Source organism: Streptomyces sp. NBC_01463 (assembly GCA_036227345.1).
GTDB lineage: Bacteria > Actinomycetota > Actinomycetes > Streptomycetales > Streptomycetaceae > Streptomyces.
Window position 1 is genome coordinate 5815442 of record CP109468.1, and the last position, 19595, is coordinate 5835036.

General features: G+C 71.2%; 17 protein-coding genes. 9 read left to right on the top strand and 8 right to left on the bottom strand.

Going from position 1 to position 19595, the window contains the following annotated elements; genetic code table 11:
• Positions 1–63 precede the first annotated feature (63 nt).
• Positions 64–1539, top strand: a complete 1476-nt coding sequence (locus tag OG521_25775) for an aminopeptidase (protein ID WUW23992.1) — start codon at positions 64–66, stop codon at positions 1537–1539.
• Positions 1540–1599: 60 nt separating this feature from the next.
• Here the strand turns inward: OG521_25775 and OG521_25780 are convergent, their stop codons facing one another.
• On the bottom strand, positions 1600–3450 hold the full coding sequence (locus OG521_25780; GenBank protein WUW23993.1) for a glycoside hydrolase family 3 protein: 1851 nt from the start codon (positions 3448–3450) through the stop codon (positions 1600–1602).
• Between the two features lie 134 nt (positions 3451–3584).
• Positions 3585–4493, bottom strand: coding sequence for a LysR family transcriptional regulator (locus OG521_25785; GenBank protein WUW23994.1), 909 nt, complete (start codon positions 4491–4493; stop codon positions 3585–3587).
• A 100-nt stretch (positions 4494–4593) separates the two neighbouring features.
• Between OG521_25785 and OG521_25790 the strand changes: the two genes are divergently transcribed.
• A complete protein-coding gene (locus OG521_25790) occupies positions 4594–5487 on the top strand; it encodes an EamA family transporter (protein ID WUW23995.1) in 894 nt (297 codons plus the stop codon).
• A 20-nt stretch (positions 5488–5507) separates the two neighbouring features.
• Here the strand turns inward: OG521_25790 and OG521_25795 are convergent, their stop codons facing one another.
• Together OG521_25795 and OG521_25800 are read right to left on the bottom strand one after the other, a co-directional pair.
• The gene (locus tag OG521_25795) at positions 5508–6296 is read right to left on the bottom strand and encodes a sugar phosphate isomerase/epimerase (protein WUW23996.1); all 789 of its coding nucleotides are present in this window, start codon (positions 6294–6296) and stop codon (positions 5508–5510) included.
• Positions 6297–6440: 144 nt separating this feature from the next.
• The gene (locus OG521_25800; protein ID WUW23997.1) at positions 6441–7505 is read right to left on the bottom strand and encodes a LacI family transcriptional regulator; all 1065 of its coding nucleotides are present in this window, start codon (positions 7503–7505) and stop codon (positions 6441–6443) included.
• A 192-nt stretch (positions 7506–7697) separates the two neighbouring features.
• Here OG521_25800 and OG521_25805 point away from each other — a divergent pair, with 192 nt between their 5' ends.
• The 3 genes from OG521_25805 (at position 7698) to OG521_25815 (ending at position 10897) form a co-directional block, all read left to right on the top strand.
• Positions 7698–8849 (top strand): Gfo/Idh/MocA family oxidoreductase, encoded by a 1152-nt coding sequence (locus OG521_25805; protein WUW23998.1) that lies wholly within the window; start codon positions 7698–7700, stop codon positions 8847–8849.
• A 78-nt stretch (positions 8850–8927) separates the two neighbouring features.
• A complete protein-coding gene (locus tag OG521_25810; protein WUW23999.1) occupies positions 8928–10073 on the top strand; it encodes a dihydrodipicolinate synthase family protein in 1146 nt (381 codons plus the stop codon).
• Positions 10070–10897, top strand: a complete 828-nt coding sequence (locus tag OG521_25815) for a sugar phosphate isomerase/epimerase (GenBank protein WUW24000.1) — start codon at positions 10070–10072, stop codon at positions 10895–10897. Before OG521_25810 ends, OG521_25815 begins: the two co-directional genes overlap by 4 nt.
• A gap of 209 nt (positions 10898–11106) precedes the next feature.
• On the opposite strand, the gene OG521_25820 is transcribed toward OG521_25815, so the two are convergent.
• Positions 11107–11697: a TetR/AcrR family transcriptional regulator gene (locus tag OG521_25820; protein ID WUW24001.1), complete on the bottom strand. Its 591-nt coding sequence runs from the start codon at positions 11695–11697 to the stop codon at positions 11107–11109.
• Between the two features lie 226 nt (positions 11698–11923).
• Here OG521_25820 and OG521_25825 point away from each other — a divergent pair, with 226 nt between their 5' ends.
• Complete coding sequence (locus OG521_25825) at positions 11924–13816, top strand: protein kinase (protein WUW24002.1); 1893 nt, start codon at positions 11924–11926, stop codon at positions 13814–13816.
• Between the two features lie 25 nt (positions 13817–13841).
• Here OG521_25825 and OG521_25830 read toward each other — a convergent pair whose 3' ends face one another.
• Positions 13842–14186, bottom strand: coding sequence for a helix-turn-helix transcriptional regulator (locus tag OG521_25830; protein WUW26798.1), 345 nt, complete (start codon positions 14184–14186; stop codon positions 13842–13844).
• A gap of 125 nt (positions 14187–14311) precedes the next feature.
• Between OG521_25830 and OG521_25835 the strand changes: the two genes are divergently transcribed.
• Positions 14312–14962, top strand: a complete 651-nt coding sequence (locus OG521_25835; GenBank protein WUW24003.1) for an NAD(P)H-binding protein — start codon at positions 14312–14314, stop codon at positions 14960–14962.
• 66 nt (positions 14963–15028) lie between these two features.
• Here OG521_25835 and OG521_25840 read toward each other — a convergent pair whose 3' ends face one another.
• Positions 15029–15286 carry a Txe/YoeB family addiction module toxin gene (locus tag OG521_25840; GenBank protein WUW24004.1) on the bottom strand — a complete coding sequence of 86 codons (258 nt, stop codon included), beginning with the start codon at positions 15284–15286 and terminating at the stop codon, positions 15029–15031.
• Complete coding sequence (locus tag OG521_25845; GenBank protein WUW24005.1) at positions 15283–15561, bottom strand: type II toxin-antitoxin system prevent-host-death family antitoxin; 279 nt, start codon at positions 15559–15561, stop codon at positions 15283–15285. Before OG521_25845 ends, OG521_25840 begins: the two co-directional genes overlap by 4 nt.
• A gap of 102 nt (positions 15562–15663) precedes the next feature.
• Here OG521_25845 and OG521_25850 point away from each other — a divergent pair, with 102 nt between their 5' ends.
• Positions 15664–18006 (top strand): ATP-dependent RecD-like DNA helicase, encoded by a 2343-nt coding sequence (locus tag OG521_25850; protein ID WUW24006.1) that lies wholly within the window; start codon positions 15664–15666, stop codon positions 18004–18006.
• A gap of 129 nt (positions 18007–18135) precedes the next feature.
• The gene (locus OG521_25855) at positions 18136–19434 is read left to right on the top strand and encodes a citrate synthase (protein ID WUW24007.1); all 1299 of its coding nucleotides are present in this window, start codon (positions 18136–18138) and stop codon (positions 19432–19434) included.
• The last annotated feature ends 161 nt before the right edge of the window (positions 19435–19595 follow it).

A 19595-nucleotide genomic window follows, 5' to 3' on the forward strand; every position in this document is an offset into this window, starting at 1 on the left:
CTGGTGGTCCTGGTGTTGCCCCGCTAGGTTCACGAGGTCTGTTGTGAATCAAGGGGAGGGTGCATGCGTAAGGCGCTCAGAGGGTTCCTGTCGCTCGCGGTGCTCATCGGCACAGTGAGTGCGACGGGCGCTTCGGCCGGTGCGGCCACCGCCGCGGAGCCGGCCACGATCCGTCCCGCCGTCAGCGACAGCGGTACGAGCACGGACATCAAGGACCGCATCCTGGCCATCCCGGGAATGAGTCTCATCGAGGAGAAGCCCTACGCGGGATACCGCTACTTCGTCCTCAACTACACCCAGCCGATCGACCACCGGCACCCGTCCAAGGGAACGTTCCAGCAGCGCATCACCCTGCTGCACAAGGACACCTCCCGCCCCACGGTCTTCTACACCGGCGGCTACAACGTCTCCACCAGCCCCAGCCGCTCGGAGCCGACCCGGATCGTCGACGGCAACCAGGTCTCGCTGGAGTACCGGTTCTTCACCCCGTCGCGTCCCTCGCCCGCCGACTGGTCCAAGCTCGACATCTGGCAGGCCGCCAGTGACCAGCACCGGGTCTTCACCGCGCTGAAGAGGATCTACTCCAAGAACTGGCTGACCACCGGCGGTTCCAAGGGCGGCATGACGGCCACCTACTTCGAGCGCTTCTACCCGAAGGACATGGACGGCGTCGTCGCCTACGTCGCGCCCAACGACGTGGTCAACAAGGAGGATTCGGCGTACGACCGCTTCTTCGCCAACGTCGGCACGAAGGAGTGCCGCGACAGGCTGAACGGCGTGCAGCGCGAGGCGCTGGTGCGCCGGGAGCCGCTGGAGAAGAAGTACGCGCAGTACGCCGCCGACAACGGCTACACCTTCAGCACCGTCGGCACCCTCGACAAGGCCTACGAGGCCGTCGTCATGGACTACGTCTGGGCGTACTGGCAGTACAGCCTGCTCGCCGACTGCGACTCCATCCCCGCCGACGCCAAGAACGCCCCCGACCAGGCGATCTGGGACTCGATCGACTCGATCTCCGGCTTCTCCGCCTACGCGGACCAGGGCCTGGCGAACTACACGCCGTACTACTACCAGGCGGGCACCCAGCTCGGCTCGCCCGACATCAAGCAGCCCTGGCTCGGCAAGCTGAGCCGGTACGGCTACCAGCCGCCGCGCAACTTCGTGCCGCGCTCCATCCCGATGAGGTTCCAGCCCTCGGTGATGCGTGACGTCGACACCTGGGTGAAGCACCACGCCAGCCACATGCTGTACGTCTACGGGCAGAACGACCCGTGGGGCGCGGAGCGCTTCCGGCTCGGCGCGGGCGCCCGTGACAGCTACGTCTTCACGGTGCCGGGCGGCAACCACGGCTCGAACGTCGCCGGACTGGCCCCGGCCGAGAACGCCACCGCCACCGCGGCCATCCTGCGCTGGGCGGGCGTCGCCCCGGCCGCCGTCCAGGCGGACCCGGCGAAGGCGAAGCCGCTCGCGAAGTTCGACGCGCGGCTCGACAAGAAGGACCTGACGACCGAGCACCGCCTCGGCACCAGGCGCCCGTAACGGCAGTCCCGCGCCGGCGGCCGCCCCCACGGGCCGGCCGCCGGCGCGGACCTTCCTCCTCTAGTACGTCAGCCCGTAGCCCACCGGGTGTAGCACCTGCGCGGGATCGTCCGCGCGCTGCACCGGCACCGGCAGCGTGCCCTCCGGCTCGGCCCGGCCCGCGATCACCCGGGCGGCCGCCCGCAGTTCTACATCGGTCCAGGAGTACGTGGCCAGGCTCGCCGCGTGGCCGGTCCCGGCCAGCTGGGCGATGTCGTACGGATTGCGGATCGCGACCGTGATCACCGGGACACCGGTCGCGGCCAGCGCGCTCACCAGGGTCCGCTGCGAACTGGTCGCCGTGACGTTGTACGTCCCCACGACCACCGCGTCCCTGCCCTGCGCGGCCGCCACCGCCGCGTCGATGTTCGCCTTGGTCGGGGTGGTGCCGGTGGACAGGGCCGTGGCCGCGTACCCCAGCTCGTTGAACGCCCCGGCCAGTGTGGTGGTCGGCGGCCCCGTCGTGCCCGAGGGGGAGGCCGGGTCGGCCCCCACCACCAGCAGGTTCCGGTGCGAGCGGCGCGACAGCGGCAGCAGCGCACCGGTGTTGGCCAGCAGGGTGGTGGTGTGCTCCGCGATCCGGTCGGCCTCGGCGAGGTGCGAGCGGGTGCCGACGGTCCGGTCCACGCCCCGGTGGCTGACGAACGGGTCGTCGAACAGCCCCAGCTTCGTCTTCAGCCGCAGGATGCGCAGGATCGATTCGTCGAGCCGGTCCTCACTGACCTCACCGCTCTTCACGGCCGCCAGCAGGGCATTCCAGGACACCTCCAGGCTGGGCGGGTTGAGCAGCTGGTCGACGCCCGCCTGCAGGGCCAGGACCGGCACGCGCTCGTCGCCGTACTTCGTCCGCACCCCCTCCATGCCGAGCGAGTCGGTGACCACGACGCCGTCGTAGCCGAGCTCCTCGCGCAGGATGCCGGTGAGGATGGGCCTGGACAGGGTCGCCGGGTCCTCGGCCGGGTCGAGCGCGGGCACCACGATGTGCGCCGTCATGATCGAGTCGATGCCCGCGGCGATCGCCGCCCGGAACGGCGGCTCGTCCAGCTCGGCCCACTGCTCGCGGGTGTGGGTGATCACCGGCAGCCCGGTGTGGCTGTCGGTGCTGGTGTCGCCGTGGCCCGGGAAGTGCTTGGCCGTGGAGGCGATCCCCGCGCTCTGGTACCCCTTGACCTGCGCGGCGACCATCCCGGCGACGGACTGCGGGTCGGAGCCGAAGGACCGCACGCCGATCACCGGGTTGGCCGGGTTGACGTTGACGTCCGCGTCCGGGGCGTAGTTCTGGCAGATGCCGATCGCGGCCAGCTCGGCGCCCGCGATCTGCCCGGCCCGGCGGGCGTCGGAACGCGAACCGCCCGCGCCCAGCGCCATCGCGCCCGGCATCAGCGTGGCGGGCTCGCCCACCCGGCAGACGATGCCGTGCTCCTGGTCGGTGGAGATCAGGAGCGGCAGGGAGCTGGGGCCCGCGAGGCCGGCCCGCTGGATGCCGTTGGAGAGATCGGCGATCTGGTGCGGGTCACGGGTGTTGTGCGCCCACGCGAAGTAGATGATGCCGCCCACGTGGTACTTGGCGATCATCTCGGCGGCGGTGCGCACCCCGATCTCGGCGAGGTTGGCGTCGATGTCCGCCTGGTCGGGCTCGGTGGCGGAGTGCCCGTAGACCCGCATGACGAAGAGCTGGCCGACCTTCTCCTCCAGGCTCATCCGGGAGATGAGCCGCTTCAGCCGTTTGGTGGTGGCGGCGGAGGTGTGTCCGCCGTGTGCGGACTTCTGGGCGGCGACTGCGCCGGGGGCGGCTGCCATGCCCGCGGCCGCCGCGACGGCGGTGGCCGCGGTGGCAGTGAGGAGGGTGCGTCTGGAGGTGCGGTCGTGCACGTGAGCTCCTTCGGCCGTACTCGGTGACGAGGGGGTGGTGAAAGAAACTTCCAAGGAGCACGGATATCCAGAAAATAACTTCCGGTCAAGGGTGCGGACCATTTTGCGCGCGTCCCGGCACCGGCGGACAGCCCTTAGCGCAACCCCGCACCCGCCCCGTGGGCCTGGAGCGCCGAGACCGCCGCCGTGATCGCCGGCCGGCGGGCCGCCTCCGTCCGCCACAGCGCGTACAGCCGCCGCACCGGCACGGGATCGATCCGCACCGCCACCACCCCCTCCGGCAGCGGTCCGCGGCCCAGCCGGGGCATCATCGCGACCCCGAGACCGGCGGCGAGCAGGGCGAGCTGGGTGTGGTTCTCCTCGGCCTGGTGGCGGATGTCCGGCTCGTACCCCGCCGTCCGCAGCGTCCGTACGAGCCAGTCGTGGCAGACCGTCCCCGGCGGCTGGCAGATCCACCACTCCCTCGCCAGCTCCTCGCGCCGGACCCCGTCCCGGCCCGCCAGCCGGTGGTCCGCGGGCACCAGCAGATCGCACCGGTCCTCCCCGATCACCGCCTGCGCCACACCGTCCGGGGCGGGCAGCGGGGCGATGTCCCAGTCGTGGGCGACGGCCAGGTCGATCACGCCCTTGGCGACCAGATCGACCGAGAGGTGCGGGTCGACCTCCGTCATCCGCACCTCCAGGTCCGGGTGTTCACGGTCCAGCTCCGCCAGTACTCCGGGCAGCAGCCCGCGCGCCGCCGAGGCGAACGCGCCGATCGACAGCCGCCCCGTCGGCAGCCCCCTGCGCTCCTCCAGCGCGGTCTCGGCGTGCTCCACGATCGCCAGCAACTGCTGGGCCGCGGTGGCCAGATGGACGGCCTCCTCGGTCAGCGCGACCCCACGCCCGCGGCGCTCCAGCAGCGTCGTGCGGGTCTCCCGCTCCAGCTTGGTGATCTGCTGCGAGACCGCCGACGGGGTGTAGCCGAGCGCGGCCGCGGCACCCGCGACCGAGCCGTGGACCGAGATGGCGTGCAGGGCGCGCAGCCGGGCGAGATCGAGCACCGGAGCCTCCGGGAGCCTTGGGAATCATTAGCGTCGCTCAATTCCACCATGAAGAAATCCGCGCTGGTGCTACATGGTCCGCGCACGCGATCCTCGGTGCATGCGTCCCCTCCACATCGCCCTGGCCGCGCTGGTCGCCGCCCTCTGGGGTGTCAACTTCGTCGTCATCGAGGTCGGCCTCGACCACTTCCCGCCGCTGCTCTTCTCGGCCCTGCGCTTCCTCGTCGCGGCGCTGCCCGCGGTCTTCTTCGTCGGCCGGCCCAAGGTCGCGTGGAAGTGGATCGCGGGGGTGGGACTGGCGCTGGGAGTGGCGAAGTTCGGGCTGCTGTTCATCGGGATGGACCGGGGGATGGGGGCCGGTCTCTCGTCGCTCGTCCTCCAGGTGCAGGCGGTCTTCACCGCACTGTTCGCCGCACTCGTGCTGGGCGAACGCCCGGGGCGGGTGAAGGTGGCGGGGATGGCGGTGGCGCTCGCCGGGATCGGGGTGGCCGCCGTCGACGAGGGTGCCAGCGGGCCGGTGCTCGCCTTCGTCCTGGTGATCGCGGCGGCCGCCTGCTGGGGCGTGTCCAACGTCCTGACCCGCCGGGCCGCCCCGCCCGACGCCCTCAACTTCATGGTGTGGGTCTCGACCGTGCCCGTCCTGCCCCTGCTCGGCCTCTCCCTCCTCTTCGAGGGCTGGGACCGGGACCGGGCGGCGCTCGCCGCGCTCGACTGGAGCGGCGTCGGAATCATCGTCTACGTGGCGTGGGCCGTCACGGTCTTCGGCTTCGGGGCCTGGGGTTTCCTGCTCAGCCGCTACCCGGCGTCGTCCGTGGCGCCCTTCACCCTGCTCGTCCCGGTCTTCGGGATGTCGTCGGCGGCCCTGCTGCTGGACGAGCCGGTGAGCCCGCTCCGGTGGTGCGCGGCGGCGCTGCTGGTCGGCGGGGTCGCGCTGACCTCGCTCGCGGGGACGCGGCGCACCCGCGTGCCCGCCCCGGAGCCGGCCCCCGCCTGAGGGCCGGCCCCCGGGCCGCTCTACTGCTTGGGCGCACCCAGCCGCAGCAGGTGTGCGCGCCCCGCGCCCAGCAGCTCCGGCAGCTCCGCCGCCTGCGGGTGCCAGCGCTTCTCGTACTCCCAGCAGACCCAGCTGTCCGCGTCCAGCGTGTCCAGGCACTCCCGCAGCGGCAGCACACCCGCGCCCAGGGCCACCGGCGTGATGTCCTCGGTGGAGGCGATGTCCTTCACCTGTACGTATCCGAGGTGCGGGGCCAGCACCGCATGGCTGGCCACCGGCTCCTCGCCGGACAGCCACGTGTGCATGATGTCCCACAGCGCGCCGATGCTGCCGTGCCCCACCGTGCCGACCACCCGGGCGACGGCCGCCCCCGCGCGGTGCGAGTCATGGGTCTCCAGCAGGATGCGCACCCCCATGTCGGCGGCGTACGGGGCGGCGGCGGCCAGCCGGCGGGCGGCGGTCGCGTCGGCCGTCGCGGGGTCCTGGTCGCCACCGCCGGGGAAGACCCGGACGTTGCGCGCCCCCACGTCGTGGGCCAGCTTCACCAGCCCGGCGAGCTCCTCCAGCACGGGCTCGTCGTCGCCCTCGGCCGCGGCCCGGACATAGCCGGCCACGGTCAGGACCTCGACCCCGCCGCGCTTGAACTCATCGACCACGGCGGCCCGTTCGGCCTGGGAGATGCCGGGGTGCACCGGCTCCTCGGGGTGGGCGCGCAGCTCCACCCCCTGGTAGCCGTGCTCGGCGGCCAGCCGGACGACCTCGGTTATCGGCAGGCCCGGCACCCCGAGGGTGGAGAAAGCGAGCTTCACGTGCGTGTCCTTCCGTCGGTACGTGCCGCAGCATACGAGGACCGGTGCGTGACCGGCCCGCGGCACGTCCGGCGCGTACCCGGTCCTCGCGCCCCGACGCACGGACCGGCACGGCACCGGGGCGGCACGTCCGGGGGCGGGCCGTCACCCCCGCGGCGCCGCCGTCGACCCCCGCACCATCAGCTCGGCCGCGATCGTCGCGATGCCGCCGGGCGGCGGGGCCTCCTTGCCCGTGGCCAGCCGGCCCGCCCGGGCCCCCGCCTCGACGAGCGGCAGCCGTACGGTCGTCAGCGCGGGGACCACGTCCACCGAGAACGGCAGATCGTCGAAGCCCGCCACCGAGATGTCCTCGGGGATGCGCAGCCCGCGGTCGCGGATCGCCGCGGCGGCGCCCAGCGCGACCGTGTCGTTCGCGGCGACGACGGCCGTGATCTCCGGTTCCCGGCGCAGGAGTTCGACCGTGGCGTCGTAGCCGGACCGCCGGTCGTAGGAGCCGTGCACGGTCAGCCGCTCCTCGTCGCCCACGATCCCCACGGCCTTCATCGCGTCGCGGTGGCCCTCCAGCCGGTGGCGGGTCGTGGTGCGTTCGACCGGGCCCGCGACATAGCCGATGTCGCGGTGGCCCAGCGAGAGCAGGTGCTCGGTGAGCCGCCGGCCGCCGCCCCGGTTGTCGAAGGCCAGCGCGGCGACCACGGAGGCGTTGTCGGGCAGCGGAGGGCGCCCGCACAGGACGACCCGGGTGCCCGCGTCCGCGAGTTTGGCCAGTTTCGCGGACACCGCGGCCTGGTGGGCCGGGTCCTCGACCGCGCCGCCGGTGAGGACGACCGCGGCGGCGCGCTGGCGCTGGAGCAGGGTCAGATAGGTGAGCTCGCGCTCCGGGGTGCCGCCGGTGTTGCAGACGATCGCGAGTTTCTCGCCGCCCGCCCGGCCCGAGCCGTCGCCCGGACCGCCGATCTCCGTCTGGGCCGCCCCCGCCATGATTCCGAAGAACGGGTCGGCGATGTCGTTGACCAGGATCCCGATCAGGTCGGACGTGGCCGCGGCGAGCGAACTCGCGGGCCCGTTGAGCACGTAGTCCAGGTCGTCCACCGCACGCAGGACCCGCTCCCGGGTGGACGCCGCCACCGGGTAGTTGCCGTTCAGCACACGGGAAACGGTGGCCGGGGACACCCGGGCGCGAGCCGCCACGTCCGCCAGGGTGACTGTCATCGCATCCTCCGAGAAGTGATGAGGGAAGTGGCCCGAGGGACGGGCCGGGGGAGTGGTCCGGGGGCGGACCCGCGAGCGGACCCGTGAGTGGACCAAACCAATCAGCGCGCCCCCTCTTGTCCAGGCCGCTGTCGGCAGGCTAGCGTCATACCGCATAGAAAGCGCTTGCTACGGCTGTATGGAGGAACTTTCGTGACACGCAGGACAGTGCGCATCGCCATGAACGGCGTCACGGGTCGCATGGGATACCGGCAGCACCTGGTGCGCTCGGTCCTCGCGATCCGCGAGCAGGGCGGCCTCGACCTGGGCAACGGCGACGTGCTGTGGCCCGAGCCGGTCCTGGTCGGCCGCCGCGCCCACGCGCTGGAGGAGCTCGCCGAGCGGCACGGCCTGACGGAGTGGTCGACCGACCTCGACGCGGTCCTCGCCGACGACACCATCGACATCTACTTCGACGCCCAGGTCACCTCGGCCCGCGTCGAGGCGATCAAGAAGGCGATCGCGGCCGGCAAGCACATCTACACCGAGAAGCCCACCGCCACGGACGTCGAGGGCGCCCTGGACCTGGCCCGCCTCGCCCGCGACGCCGGCATCAAGCACGGCGTTGTCCAGGACAAGATCTTCCTGCCGGGCCTGCTGAAGCTGAAGCGCCTCATCGACGGCGGCTTCTTCGGCGAGATCCTCTCCGTGCGCGGCGAGTTCGGCTACTGGGTCTTCGAGGGCGACTGGCAGGAGGCCCAGCGCCCCTCGTGGAACTACCGGGCCGAGGACGGCGGCGGCATCGTCGTCGACATGTTCCCGCACTGGGAGTACGTGCTCCACGAGCTGTTCGGCCGGGTCTCCACCGTCCAGGCGCACGTCCAGACGCACATTCCCGAGCGCTGGGACGAGCACGGCAAGCCGTACGCCGCGACCGCGGACGACGCCGCGTACGGCATCTTCCAGCTGGAGGGCGGCGCGGTCGCCCAGATCAACTCCTCCTGGACGGTCCGGGTCAACCGCGACGAGCTCGTCGAGTTCCAGGTCGACGGCACCCACGGCTCCGCCGTCGCGGGTCTGCGCAACTGCCGCGTCCAGCACCGCTCGGCGACCCCCAAGCCGGTCTGGAACCCGGACCTCCCGGTCACCGAGTCGTTCCGCGACCAGTGGCAGGAGGTCCCCGACAACACGGACTTCGACAACGGCTTCAAGGCCCAGTGGGAGCTGTTCCTGCGCCACATCGTGCTCGACGAGCCGTACACCTGGGACCTGATGGCCGGCGCGCGCGGCGTCCAGCTCGCCGAACTCGGCCTCAGGTCCTCGGCCGAGGGCCGCCGCTTCGACGTCCCGGAGCTGACCCTGTGACGCGGCTTCCCGCCCCGGCCGCCCCGGAGCGGACCCCATGACGAAGCACCTCCCGCAGGGCACACCGGAGTTGACCACATGACCATCCACCTCCCGCAGGGCCCGTACGAGCCCCGCAGCACCCCGCTCGACCTCGCACCCGGCCGGGCGCCCCTGGCCTCCCGTACGGTCTTCTCCGCCGCGCACGTCGTCGCGGACCCGTACGCCGACATCAGCCCGGACTCCCCGGCCGCCGTCGACTGGGACGCCACCCTCGCCTTCCGCCGCCACCTGTGGTCGCACGGCCTGGGCGTCGCCGAGGCGATGGACACCGCCCAGCGCGGCATGGGCCTGGACTGGGCCGGTGCCGCCGAGCTGATCCGCCGCTCGGCCGCCGAGGCGAAGTCGGTCGGCGGCCGGATCGCCTGCGGCGTCGGCACCGACCAGCTCCCCGCCGGCCCGGCGACCCTCGCCGAGGTCCGCTCGGCCTACGAGGAGCAGCTCGCCCTCGTCGAGGAGAGCGGCGCCCAGGCCATCCTGATGGCCTCGCGCGCGCTCGCCGCCGCGGCGAAGGGCCCGCAGGACTACCTGGAGACGTACGCCCACCTGCTGCGCCAGGCCACCGAACCGGTCGTCCTGCACTGGCTGGGCCCGATGTTCGACCCCGCGCTGGAGGGCTACTGGGGCTCCAGTGACCTGGACGCGGCGACGGACACCTTCCTCCAGGTCATCGCGGAACACCCCGACAAGGTCGACGGCATCAAGATGTCCCTCCTCGACGCGGAGCGCGAGATCGATGTCCGCCGCCGTCTGCCGAGCGGGGTGCGCTGCTACACCGGCGACGACTTCAACTACCCCGAACTGATCGCCGGCGACGACCGCGGCTTCAGCCACGCCCTGCTCGGCATCTTCGACCCGCTCGGCCCGCTGGCCGCGCACGCGGTACGGGTGCTGGACACGGGCGACACGAAGGGTTTCCGCGAACTCCTCGACCCGACGGTCGAGTTGTCCCGCCACCTCTTCCGGGCGCCGACGCGCTACTACAAGACGGGCGTGGTGTTCCTCGCCTGGCTGGCCGGCCACCAGGAGCACTTCACGATGGTGGGCGGCCTGCAGTCGGCCCGCTCGCTGCCGCACCTGGCGAAGGCGTACGAACTGGCGGACCGCCTGGGCCTGTTCCCCGACCCGGAACTGGCCGAATCACGGATGCGCGCGCTTCTCACGGTCAACGGAGGCACCCGATGAGCGACGGCCGGCTCTCCGTCAACCAGGAGACCATCAAGCAGTGGTCGCTGCCCGAGCTCGCCGAGGGCTGCGCGAAGGCGGGCATCGACAAGGTCGGCCTGTGGCGGGCCCCGGTCCAGGAGTACGGCGTGGCGGCGACGGCCCGCCTCCTCTCCGACGCGGGCCTGTCCGTCACCAGCCTGTGCCGGGGCGGCTTCTTCACGGCCCTCGACCCGGCCGAGCGGGCCCGCGCCCTGGACGACAACCGTGCGGCACTCGACGAGGCGGCGGGCCTGTCCACGGACACGCTGGTCCTGGTCTCGGGCGGCCTGCCGGAGGGCAGCAAGGACCTGTACGGTGCCCGCGAACGCATCGCGGACGCGCTGGCCGAACTGGTTCCCTACGCGGCCGAACGCGACGTACGCCTGGCCATCGAGCCCCTGCACCCGATGTTCGCCTCGGACCGCTGCGTGGTCTCCACCCTGTCCCAGGCCCTGGACATCGCGGAACGCTTCCCGGCCGAGCGGGTCGGCGTGGTCGTCGACACGTACCACCTCTGGTGGGACGACCAGGCACCCGCGCAGATCGCCCGGGCGGGCGTGGCCGGCCGCATCCACTCCTTCCAGCTCGCCGACTGGATCACCCCGCTCCCGGCGGGCGTGCTGCTGGGACGCGGCCAACTCGGCGACGGCAGCGTGGACTTCCGCGCCTTCCGCACGGCGGTCGAGGCCACCGGCTTCGACGGTCCGATCGAGGTCGAGATCTTCAACGAGGAGCTGTGGGCCCGAGACGGCGCGGAGGTCCTGGCGGAGGTCGCCGCCCGGTACGCGGAGCACGCCTGCTGACGCCGTGACCGGGCGGTATCCACCGATGTGGCCTCCGGGGCAAAAAAAGTCTGCCCGGGAGCGCAACCCTTCGGGGCTCTGCCGGGTCGTATCTGTAGTCGGGAGCTTCCGGGGGGTATCCGGGGGGATGGGGAGCCCTGGCAGAGGGGGAGAGCGAGAGGGGTCCGGTCGGGAGACCGGGCCCCGTTTCGCTTTCACCGGCCGCCACCTCACGGACTGACGGAGCGCCAGACACGCTCCGGGACGGTCCGCGCGGCCTCCTCGATGTCGATGTCGCCGACGGTGAGCCAGCGGCGTGCGATGCCCGTCACCGGGCCGAGGATCAGGGATTCCAGCACGGGCAGCGGCAGTTCGGCGAGCCGGCCCGCTGCCTGGTGGTGGTGCAGCCAGGCCGCGAGCGGGGCGAGGCGGGCCTCCTGGGCGTGGCGGATCTGATGGACGTGCTTGGTGACCTCACGGTCCACGGTGGCGGAATGCATGAGCCGTGAGGCGTCGGGATTGGCCTGTACGAAGCGCAGATAGGCCCGCGCGACGGCGAGCACACCGCCCCGGGCGTCGCCCGCCTCCCGCAACGCGGCCCCCAACTCGTCGAGAAGCCGCCCGAGACAGGACTGCCCGAGAGCGACCACCACACCCTGGAGGCTGCCGAAGTGGTGGTAGACGCTGCCCGTGCTGACCCCGCTGGCCGAGGTGATCGCCCCCAGCGTGAGGCCGGCTTCGCCCTCGGCCGCGTAGATGGCGAGCGCGCAGTCGAGCACCTGGGCGGCGGTGGCCTCACCGCGTTGTTGCTTGGGGCTCATGATGTCGTCCTCGCTCCCGGCTCCGGTTGATCATCCTGCGTCGGCTCCGCAGGGACCAGCGTAGAAGAGACTTCCGTAACTTTTTCCAGAAGCAGTTCCAATATGTGTGGCCAGTGCCTCACACTGAACACCCGTTGCATCAAGTCGCCCGCCAACGAGCTCAGTTCGGGCGACCACATGCTCTCCGGGCGACCGCGGGGGCGGGACACACGGGGAGCGCTCGACCATGACCAGCGTGCACGACGGCGACCACGGCGACGACGGGGAGAACGAGGACTACCTCGACGGCGGCATCAAACCGCTGGCCGCGACCGACCCGGCCCGCATCGGCCCCTACCTCCTGCTCGGCAGGCTCGGGGCGGGCGGCATGGGCCGGGTCTACCTCGCCCGTTCCGAGGGCGGCCGCACGGTCGCGGTGAAGGTGGTGCACGCGGAGCACGTGGCGGACCCGCAGTTCAGGGCCCGCTTCCGGCGCGAGGTCGACGCGGCGCGGCGGGTGGGGGAGCGCTACACCGCGCCCGTGCTGGACGCCGCCCCGGACGAGGAGTTCCCCTGGGTGGCCACGGGTTACGTGCCCGGCCTCTCCCTCGAACAGATCGTCCGCGGCCACGGTGCGCTCCCCGCCGAGTCCGTGCTCGCCCTCGCCGACGGGCTGCTGCGCGCGCTCAGGGACATCCACTCGGCGGGCATCGTCCACCGCGACCTCAAGCCGTCGAACGTCATGGTCACGGTCGAGGGCCCCAAGGTCATCGACTTCGGTATCGCCCGCGCGGCCGAGACCTCGGTCGAGGCCCTCACCAGCACGGGCATGGTCATCGGCTCCCCGGGTTTCATGGCCCCGGAGCAGATACGCGGCGAGAACGCGGTCCCGAAGAGCGACGTGTTCACCCTCGGCTGCGTCCTGACGTACGCGGCCACCGGCCGGCTCCCGTTCGGCAACGGGGTGAGCAATCAGCACGCGGTGATGTACCACATCGTCGAGGCCGAACCCGATCTGGAGGGCATCCGTCACGAGGGCCTGCGCGCCCTGATCACCCGCCTCCTGACGAAGTCGGCCGCCGAACGCCCTTCCGTGGACGACCTGCTGGCCGAGCGGGACTCGGCTCCGGCGGGCGCGTCGTGGCTGCCGGCCGGAGTCGTGAGCCACCTGGCGCGGCAGTCGGCACGGCTGCTGGACGCGGAGGCGGCCCCGGTACGCCAGGAGCCCGCCGACCGGGGCACGGTCCCCCTGCGCCCGGCGGCGGCGCAGCCGCCCGCGATCGTCCCCGCCGGCGAGGTGACACCACCGAAGGGACAGCGGGAGGCGCGCCGCCGCCGCCGTCTGCTCGTGTCCGTCCCGCTGGTCTTCGTCCTGGCCGGGGGCGGCGGCACGGTGATGGTGCTGCAACCGTTCAGCGGCGGCAGCGACAGCGGGGCTCACGCGTCGCCGCCGTCCGCCTCCGCGACGGCCCACCCCACGACGCCCCCGCCGTCGACGGCGGGCAGCCCGTCCCCCAACGGCGACAAGAGCCCCCAGGAGGCGGGTGACCCGGGCGGAGAAGGGGCCGACGACGGCAAGGACGGCAAGGACGGCTCGAACGGCAGGGACGCGGCGGTCACGGGAGGCTCCCCGGGCGACGGAGGCACGTCCGCCGGGGGAGGCGGCACGACGGGCGGAGGGTCGACCGACGGCGGCACGAGCACCGGGGGCTCAACCGGCACCTCGGGTTCCACGACCGCTTCGGGAGGCGGGGGCTCCACCGGAACCTCAGGTTCCACGAGCGGGTCGGGCGGCTCGGGCGGCTCCTCCGGTGGGAGCCAGGTGCCGTCCTCGTTCGTCGGCACCTGGAAGTACGGCGAGCCGTACAACGTCGGTGAGCCGGGCACGATCACGATCTCCTCGACGGGCACGGTGCGCCTGTCCGACCGCCCGTACGCCACCTGCCCGTACGTGGCCCAGGTGGTCTCCAAGGCCGACGGCGGCAGCCGGATCAACGTCAGCGCGGCGAAACTCACGGGCGCCAACGCCGGCTACTGCCACCCGAGCCTGGACGCGTCCTACTTCACCCTGAACGGCAGCGGAATCCAGCACAACGTCGGCCCCGCCGCCGGGGACGGGTACTTCTACAAGCGGGGGTGAGAACGCGTGGCCCCGCAGCAGCCCCTCACGACGCCGACCCCTCGTACGCCTCCCGCGCACCCTCCAGCTCCGGCAGATGCGTCGCCGCCCACGCACAGCACGCGGCCATCGGGCCGAGCAACGTCCTTCCGAGCGCGCTCAGTTCGTAGTCGACCCGGGGCGGGATGCCGTCGCCGACCGTGCGGGTGATCAGGCCGTCCCGTTCCATCGAGCGGAGGGTCTCGGTCAGCACCTTCGGGGTGATGCCGCTCAGCGGGACCTCCAGTTCGGAGAAGCGCCGGGGGCCGGTCTCCAGGCACCTGATGATCTTCGGGGTCCATTTGCCGCCGATCCGGAACGGCGAGGTGACGTGGGAGCAGCCCGTGAACATTTCGGGATCAAGTGGTTGGCTCACCCTGCCGAGCGTACGTAACTATCGTTGCGGAAACCATGGGGTGCGCCGCTAGCGTCCGCTGCATCGGCCGGCGGTCCGCGGGCCTTGGCGAGGGGAACCCCATGAGCAGCAGGATCATCGTCTTCGGAGCCAACGGACGGGCCGGGCGCCGGGCGGTCGCGGAGGCCGTCGCGCGGGGGCACGAGGTCACGGCCGTGGTGCGGGACGTGGCGGCGTACAAGGGGCCGGCCGGTGACGGGGTCAGCGTCGTCGCCGGTGACGTCACCCGGGCGGACAGTGTCGCGGAGGCCGCCGCCGGGCACGACGCCGCGATCAGTGCGGCGGGCCGGATGGACGTGCCGTCGCGGGACTTCTACGTGGGCGCGGCGCATGCCCTGCTCGACGGTCTGGCCCGGGCGGGCGTCGGCCGGCTGGTGCTGATCGGGATCGGGTCCGTACTGGAGACCGCGCCCGGCGTGGCCGTCCACGACGCTCCCGGCTTCCCGGCGGAGGCGCGGGCCTTCTCGCTCGGGCACTCCGCCGAACTCGACGTGCTCCGCGCCGGCGTGACGGACATCGACTGGCTCGTCATCGCCCCGCCGCCCGTGATGCTGGACGACGAGGCCCCGCGGACCGGTCACTACCGCACGGGCGGCGCGCAGGTGATGGCCGACGGTGCCCCGACCTTCTCCTACGCGGACCTGGCGGTCGCGCTGGTCGACGAGATCGAGACCCCGAAACACCACCGCTCCCTCACCGCGGTGGCGGGCTGACCGCAGGGGTCGCCGGGACAGCGTCCGGGGAGGCCGGGACGGCCCGGCCCAATCGAAGGCCCCGGGTCAGCTGTAGTGGTATCGGGCCTGCACGATGACGAGTTCGGACTCGGTGGCTCTGTACACCAGGCGGTGTTCGTCATCGATGCGCCTCGACCAGTAGCCGCTGAGGTCGCCTCGCAGGGGCTCGGGTTTTCCGATGCCGTCGAAGGGGTCGCGCAGGGTGTCGGTGATGAGCCGGTTGATGCGACGTGTCATGCGGCGGTCGCTCTCCGACCAGAAGGTGTAGTCGGCCCACCCACGCAAACTGAACGTGAGCTTCATTGGGCGTCCTCGGCGTCCTCGCCATCCGGAAGGTCCACCAGCTCGTGGTGCTCCGTCCGGCCGGCTTCGACCTCTGCGATGGACTCCAGGAGCCGGCGGGCGTTGGCCGGCGAGCGCATCAGGTAGATCGTCTCCTGCCAGGAGGCGAAGTCCTCCTCCGACATGAGGACCGCGTTCCCCTTGCGGGAAGTGATGTGTACGGGGGCGTGATCCTCGTTGACCTTCTCGATCAGCGGAAAGAGGTGCTTCCGGGCTTCGCTGGCCGTTATCGACATGACGAACCTCTTCCTGCCGTGACTCACTGGTACCACTCATGGTACCAGTGAGTCTTCATGGTGACCCACGCCCTGTCGGTGTCGCCCGGTACCGTCGCACCCATGTCCACCAGGTCCTCCACGACGTCCTCCGCGACATCGTCCACGCCGAACATGGCCGTCCTGGAAGGCGTACTCGAGCGCATCACGTACGCCAACGAGGAGAACGGGTACACGGTCGCGCGCGTCGACACCGGCCGCGGGAGCAATGACCTGCTCACCGTCGTGGGGTCGCTGCTCGGTGCGCAGCCGGGGGAGTCGCTGCGGATGGAGGGGCGTTGGGGCTCGCACTCCCAGTACGGCAAGCAGTTCACCGTCGAGAACTACACGACGATCCTCCCCGCCACCATCCAGGGCATCCGCCGCTACCTCGGCTCCGGGCTGATCAAGGGCATCGGGCCGGTCATGGCCGACCGGATCACCACCCACTTCGGCGTGGACACCCTGGACATCATCGAGCGCGAGCCGAAGCGCCTCGTCGAGGTGCCGGGGCTCGGGCCGAAGCGGACGAAGATGATCGCCGCCGCCTGGGAGGAACAGAAGGCGATCAAGGAGGTCATGATCTTCCTCCAGAGCGTCGGCGTCTCGACCTCCATCGCCGTCCGTATCTACAAGAAGTACGAGGACGCCTCCATCTCCGTCGTGAAGAACCAGCCCTACCGGCTGGCCGCCGACGTCTGGGGCATCGGCTTCCTCACCGCGGACCGGATCGCCCAGGCCGTCGGCATTCCGCACGACAGCCCCGAGCGGGTCAAGGCCGGGCTGCAGTACGCGCTGTCGCAGTCCAGCGACCAGGGGCACTGCTTCCTGCCCGAGGAGCGGCTGATCGCGGACGCGGTGAAGCTGCTCCAGGTCGACACCGGGCTCGTCATCGAGTGCCTGGCCGAGCTCGCCGCGGAGCCGGAGGGCGTCGTACGGGAGAAGGTGCCCTCGCCCGAGGGCGGTGAGCCGGTCACGGCCGTCTATCTGGTGCCCTTCCACCGGGCGGAGATCGCCCTGGCCGCCCAGGTCCGGCGGCTGCTGCGGACGCCGGAGGAGCGGATGCCGGCCTTCGGGGACGTGGACTGGGACGCCGCGCTGAAGTGGCTCGCGGGGCGGACGGGCGCGAAGCTGGCGCCCGAGCAGGAGGCCGCCGTGCGGCTCGCGCTCAGCCGGAAGGTGGCCGTGCTGACCGGTGGGCCCGGCTGCGGGAAGTCGTTCACCGTCCGGTCCATCGTGGAGCTGGCCCGTGCCAAGAAGGCGAAGGTGGTGCTGGCCGCCCCCACCGGGCGGGCCGCGAAACGGCTCTCCGAGCTCACCGGGGCCGAGGCCTCCACCGTGCACCGGCTGCTGGAACTCAAGCCGGGCGGGGACGCCGCGTACGACCGGGACCGCCCGCTCGACGCCGATCTCGTCGTCGTCGACGAGGCGTCCATGCTCGATCTGCTGCTCGCCAACAAGCTGGTCAAGGCCGTGGCACCCGGTGCACACCTGCTGCTCGTGGGCGATGTGGACCAGCTGCCCTCGGTCGGCGCGGGCGAGGTGCTGCGGGACCTGCTCGCCGACGGCGGCCCCGTCCCCGCGGTCCGGCTGACCACCATCTTCCGCCAGGCCCAGCAGTCCGGCGTCGTCACCAACGCCCACCGGATCAACTCCGGCGTGCCGCCCCTCACCCAGGGGCTCAGCGACTTCTTCCTCTTCGTGGAGGACGAGACGGAGGACGCGGGCGTGCTCGCGGTGGACGTCGCGGCCCGCCGTATTCCGGCCAAGTTCGGGCTGAACCCGCGCCGGGACGTACAGGTGCTCGCCCCGATGCACCGCGGCCCCGCCGGGGCCGGCCATCTCAACGGGCTGCTCCAGCAGGCCATCACCCCGGCCCGCCCCGGTCTGCCGGAGAAGCGGTTCGGCGGCCGGGTGTTCCGCGTCGGCGACAAGGTCACCCAGATCCGCAACAACTACGACAAGGGCGAGAACGGCGTCTTCAACGGGACCGTCGGTGTCGTCACCGCCCTTGACCTGGACGAACAGAAGCTGAGCGTGCTGACGGACGAGGACGAGGAGATCTCCTACGACTTCGACGAGCTCGACGAGCTGTCCCACGCGTACGCCATGACGATCCATCGCTCCCAGGGCAGCGAGTACCCGGCCGTCGTCATCCCCGTGACGAAGAGCGCCTGGATGATGCTCCAGCGGAACCTCCTGTACACCGCCGTGACGAGGGCCAAGAAACTCGTCGTACTGGTCGGCTCCCGGCAGGCGATCGGCCAGGCGGTCCGTACGGTTTCCGCAGGCAGACGCTGTACGGCGCTGGATTACCGGCTGCGAGGAGGCGCGGAAGGAGGATCCTCGGAAAAAATGATCGATCAAATCGGTGGGAAACATCACGGAGGTCTTCCGCAACCGCAGTCAAGGGGGCAGGATGAATAAGTTCGCGGCACTCAGTGCCGCGAGTAGGTCCAATGGACGACCCCGAGTGCACTCTCCTGAGCCAAATGGGGGAGGGTGGAGACAGTCAGGGAACCTCGAAGAAGAGGCACTACGTCGGTGAGGGATGACGTGAGCGAGCACACCAACAACGCTGTAGTACTGCGGTACGGCGATGACGAGTACACCTACCCGGTGATCGACAGCACCGTCGGCGACAAGGGCTTCGACATCGGGAAGCTCCGGGCGAACACCGGCCTGGTGACGCTGGACAGCGGATACGGCAACACCGCTGCCTATAAATCGGCCATCACCTACCTCGATGGCGAGCAGGGCATCCTGCGGTACCGCGGCTACCCCATCGAGCAGCTCGCCGAGCAGTCGACGTTCCTTGAGGTCGCGTACACGCTCATCAACGGTGAGCTTCCGAAGGTCGACGAGCTGTCGGCCTTCAAGAACGAGATCACCCAGCACACGCTGCTGCACGAGGACGTCAAGCGGTTCTTCGACGGCTTCCCGCGCGACGCCCACCCGATGGCCATGCTGTCCTCGGTCGTCAGCGCGCTGTCCACGTTCTACCAGGACAGCCACAACCCGTTCGACGAGGAGCAGCGTCACCTCTCGACGATCCGGCTGCTGGCCAAGCTGCCGACCATCGCGGCGTACGCGTACAAGAAGTCGATCGGTCACCCGTTCGTCTACCCGCGCAACGACCTCGGCTACGTCGAGAACTTCCTGCGGATGACCTTCTCGGTCCCCGCCCAGGAGTACGTGCCGGACCCGGTCGTCGTCTCGGCGCTGGAGAAGCTGCTCATCCTGCACGCGGACCACGAGCAGAACTGTTCGACCTCCACCGTGCGTCTGGTCGGCTCCTCGCAGGCGAACATGTTCGCCTCGATCTCCGCCGGCATCTCGGCGCTGTGGGGCCCCCTGCACGGTGGCGCCAACCAGTCGGTGCTGGAGATGCTGGAGAGCATCCAGGCCAACGGCGGCGACGTCGACTCCTTCATCCAGAAGGTGAAGAACAAGGAGGACGGCGTCCGCCTGATGGGCTTCGGCCACCGGGTGTACAAGTCCTTCGACCCGCGCGCCAAGATCATCAAGGCCGCGGCCCACGATGTGCTGTCCTCGCTCGGCAAGTCCGACGAGCTGCTCGACATCGCGCTCAAGCTGGAGGAGCACGCGCTCTCCGACGAGTACTTCGTCTCGCGCAACCTCTACCCCAACGTGGACTTCTACACCGGTCTGATCTACCGGGCCATGGGCTTCCCGAGCGAGATGTTCACCGTGCTCTTCGCGATCGGCCGTCTGCCGGGCTGGATCGCCCAGTGGCACGAGATGATCAAGGAGCCGGGTTCCCGCATCGGCCGCCCGCGCCAGATCTACACCGGCGAGGTCCTGCGCGACTTCGTCCCGGTCGAGGGCCGCTGAGCTCCGGTCACCCCCGCACCACCCCGGCCCTGACAGCCGGTTGCCTTCGCCCCGACTGCCGCGCTTTCGCACAGAGCGCGGTGTCCGGGGCGATTTGCTTGCCCGGGGGCTGCCGCGCCGGGGTCGTAGGCTGCGGCGGCCGCCGCCCTTTGGCCGCCCGC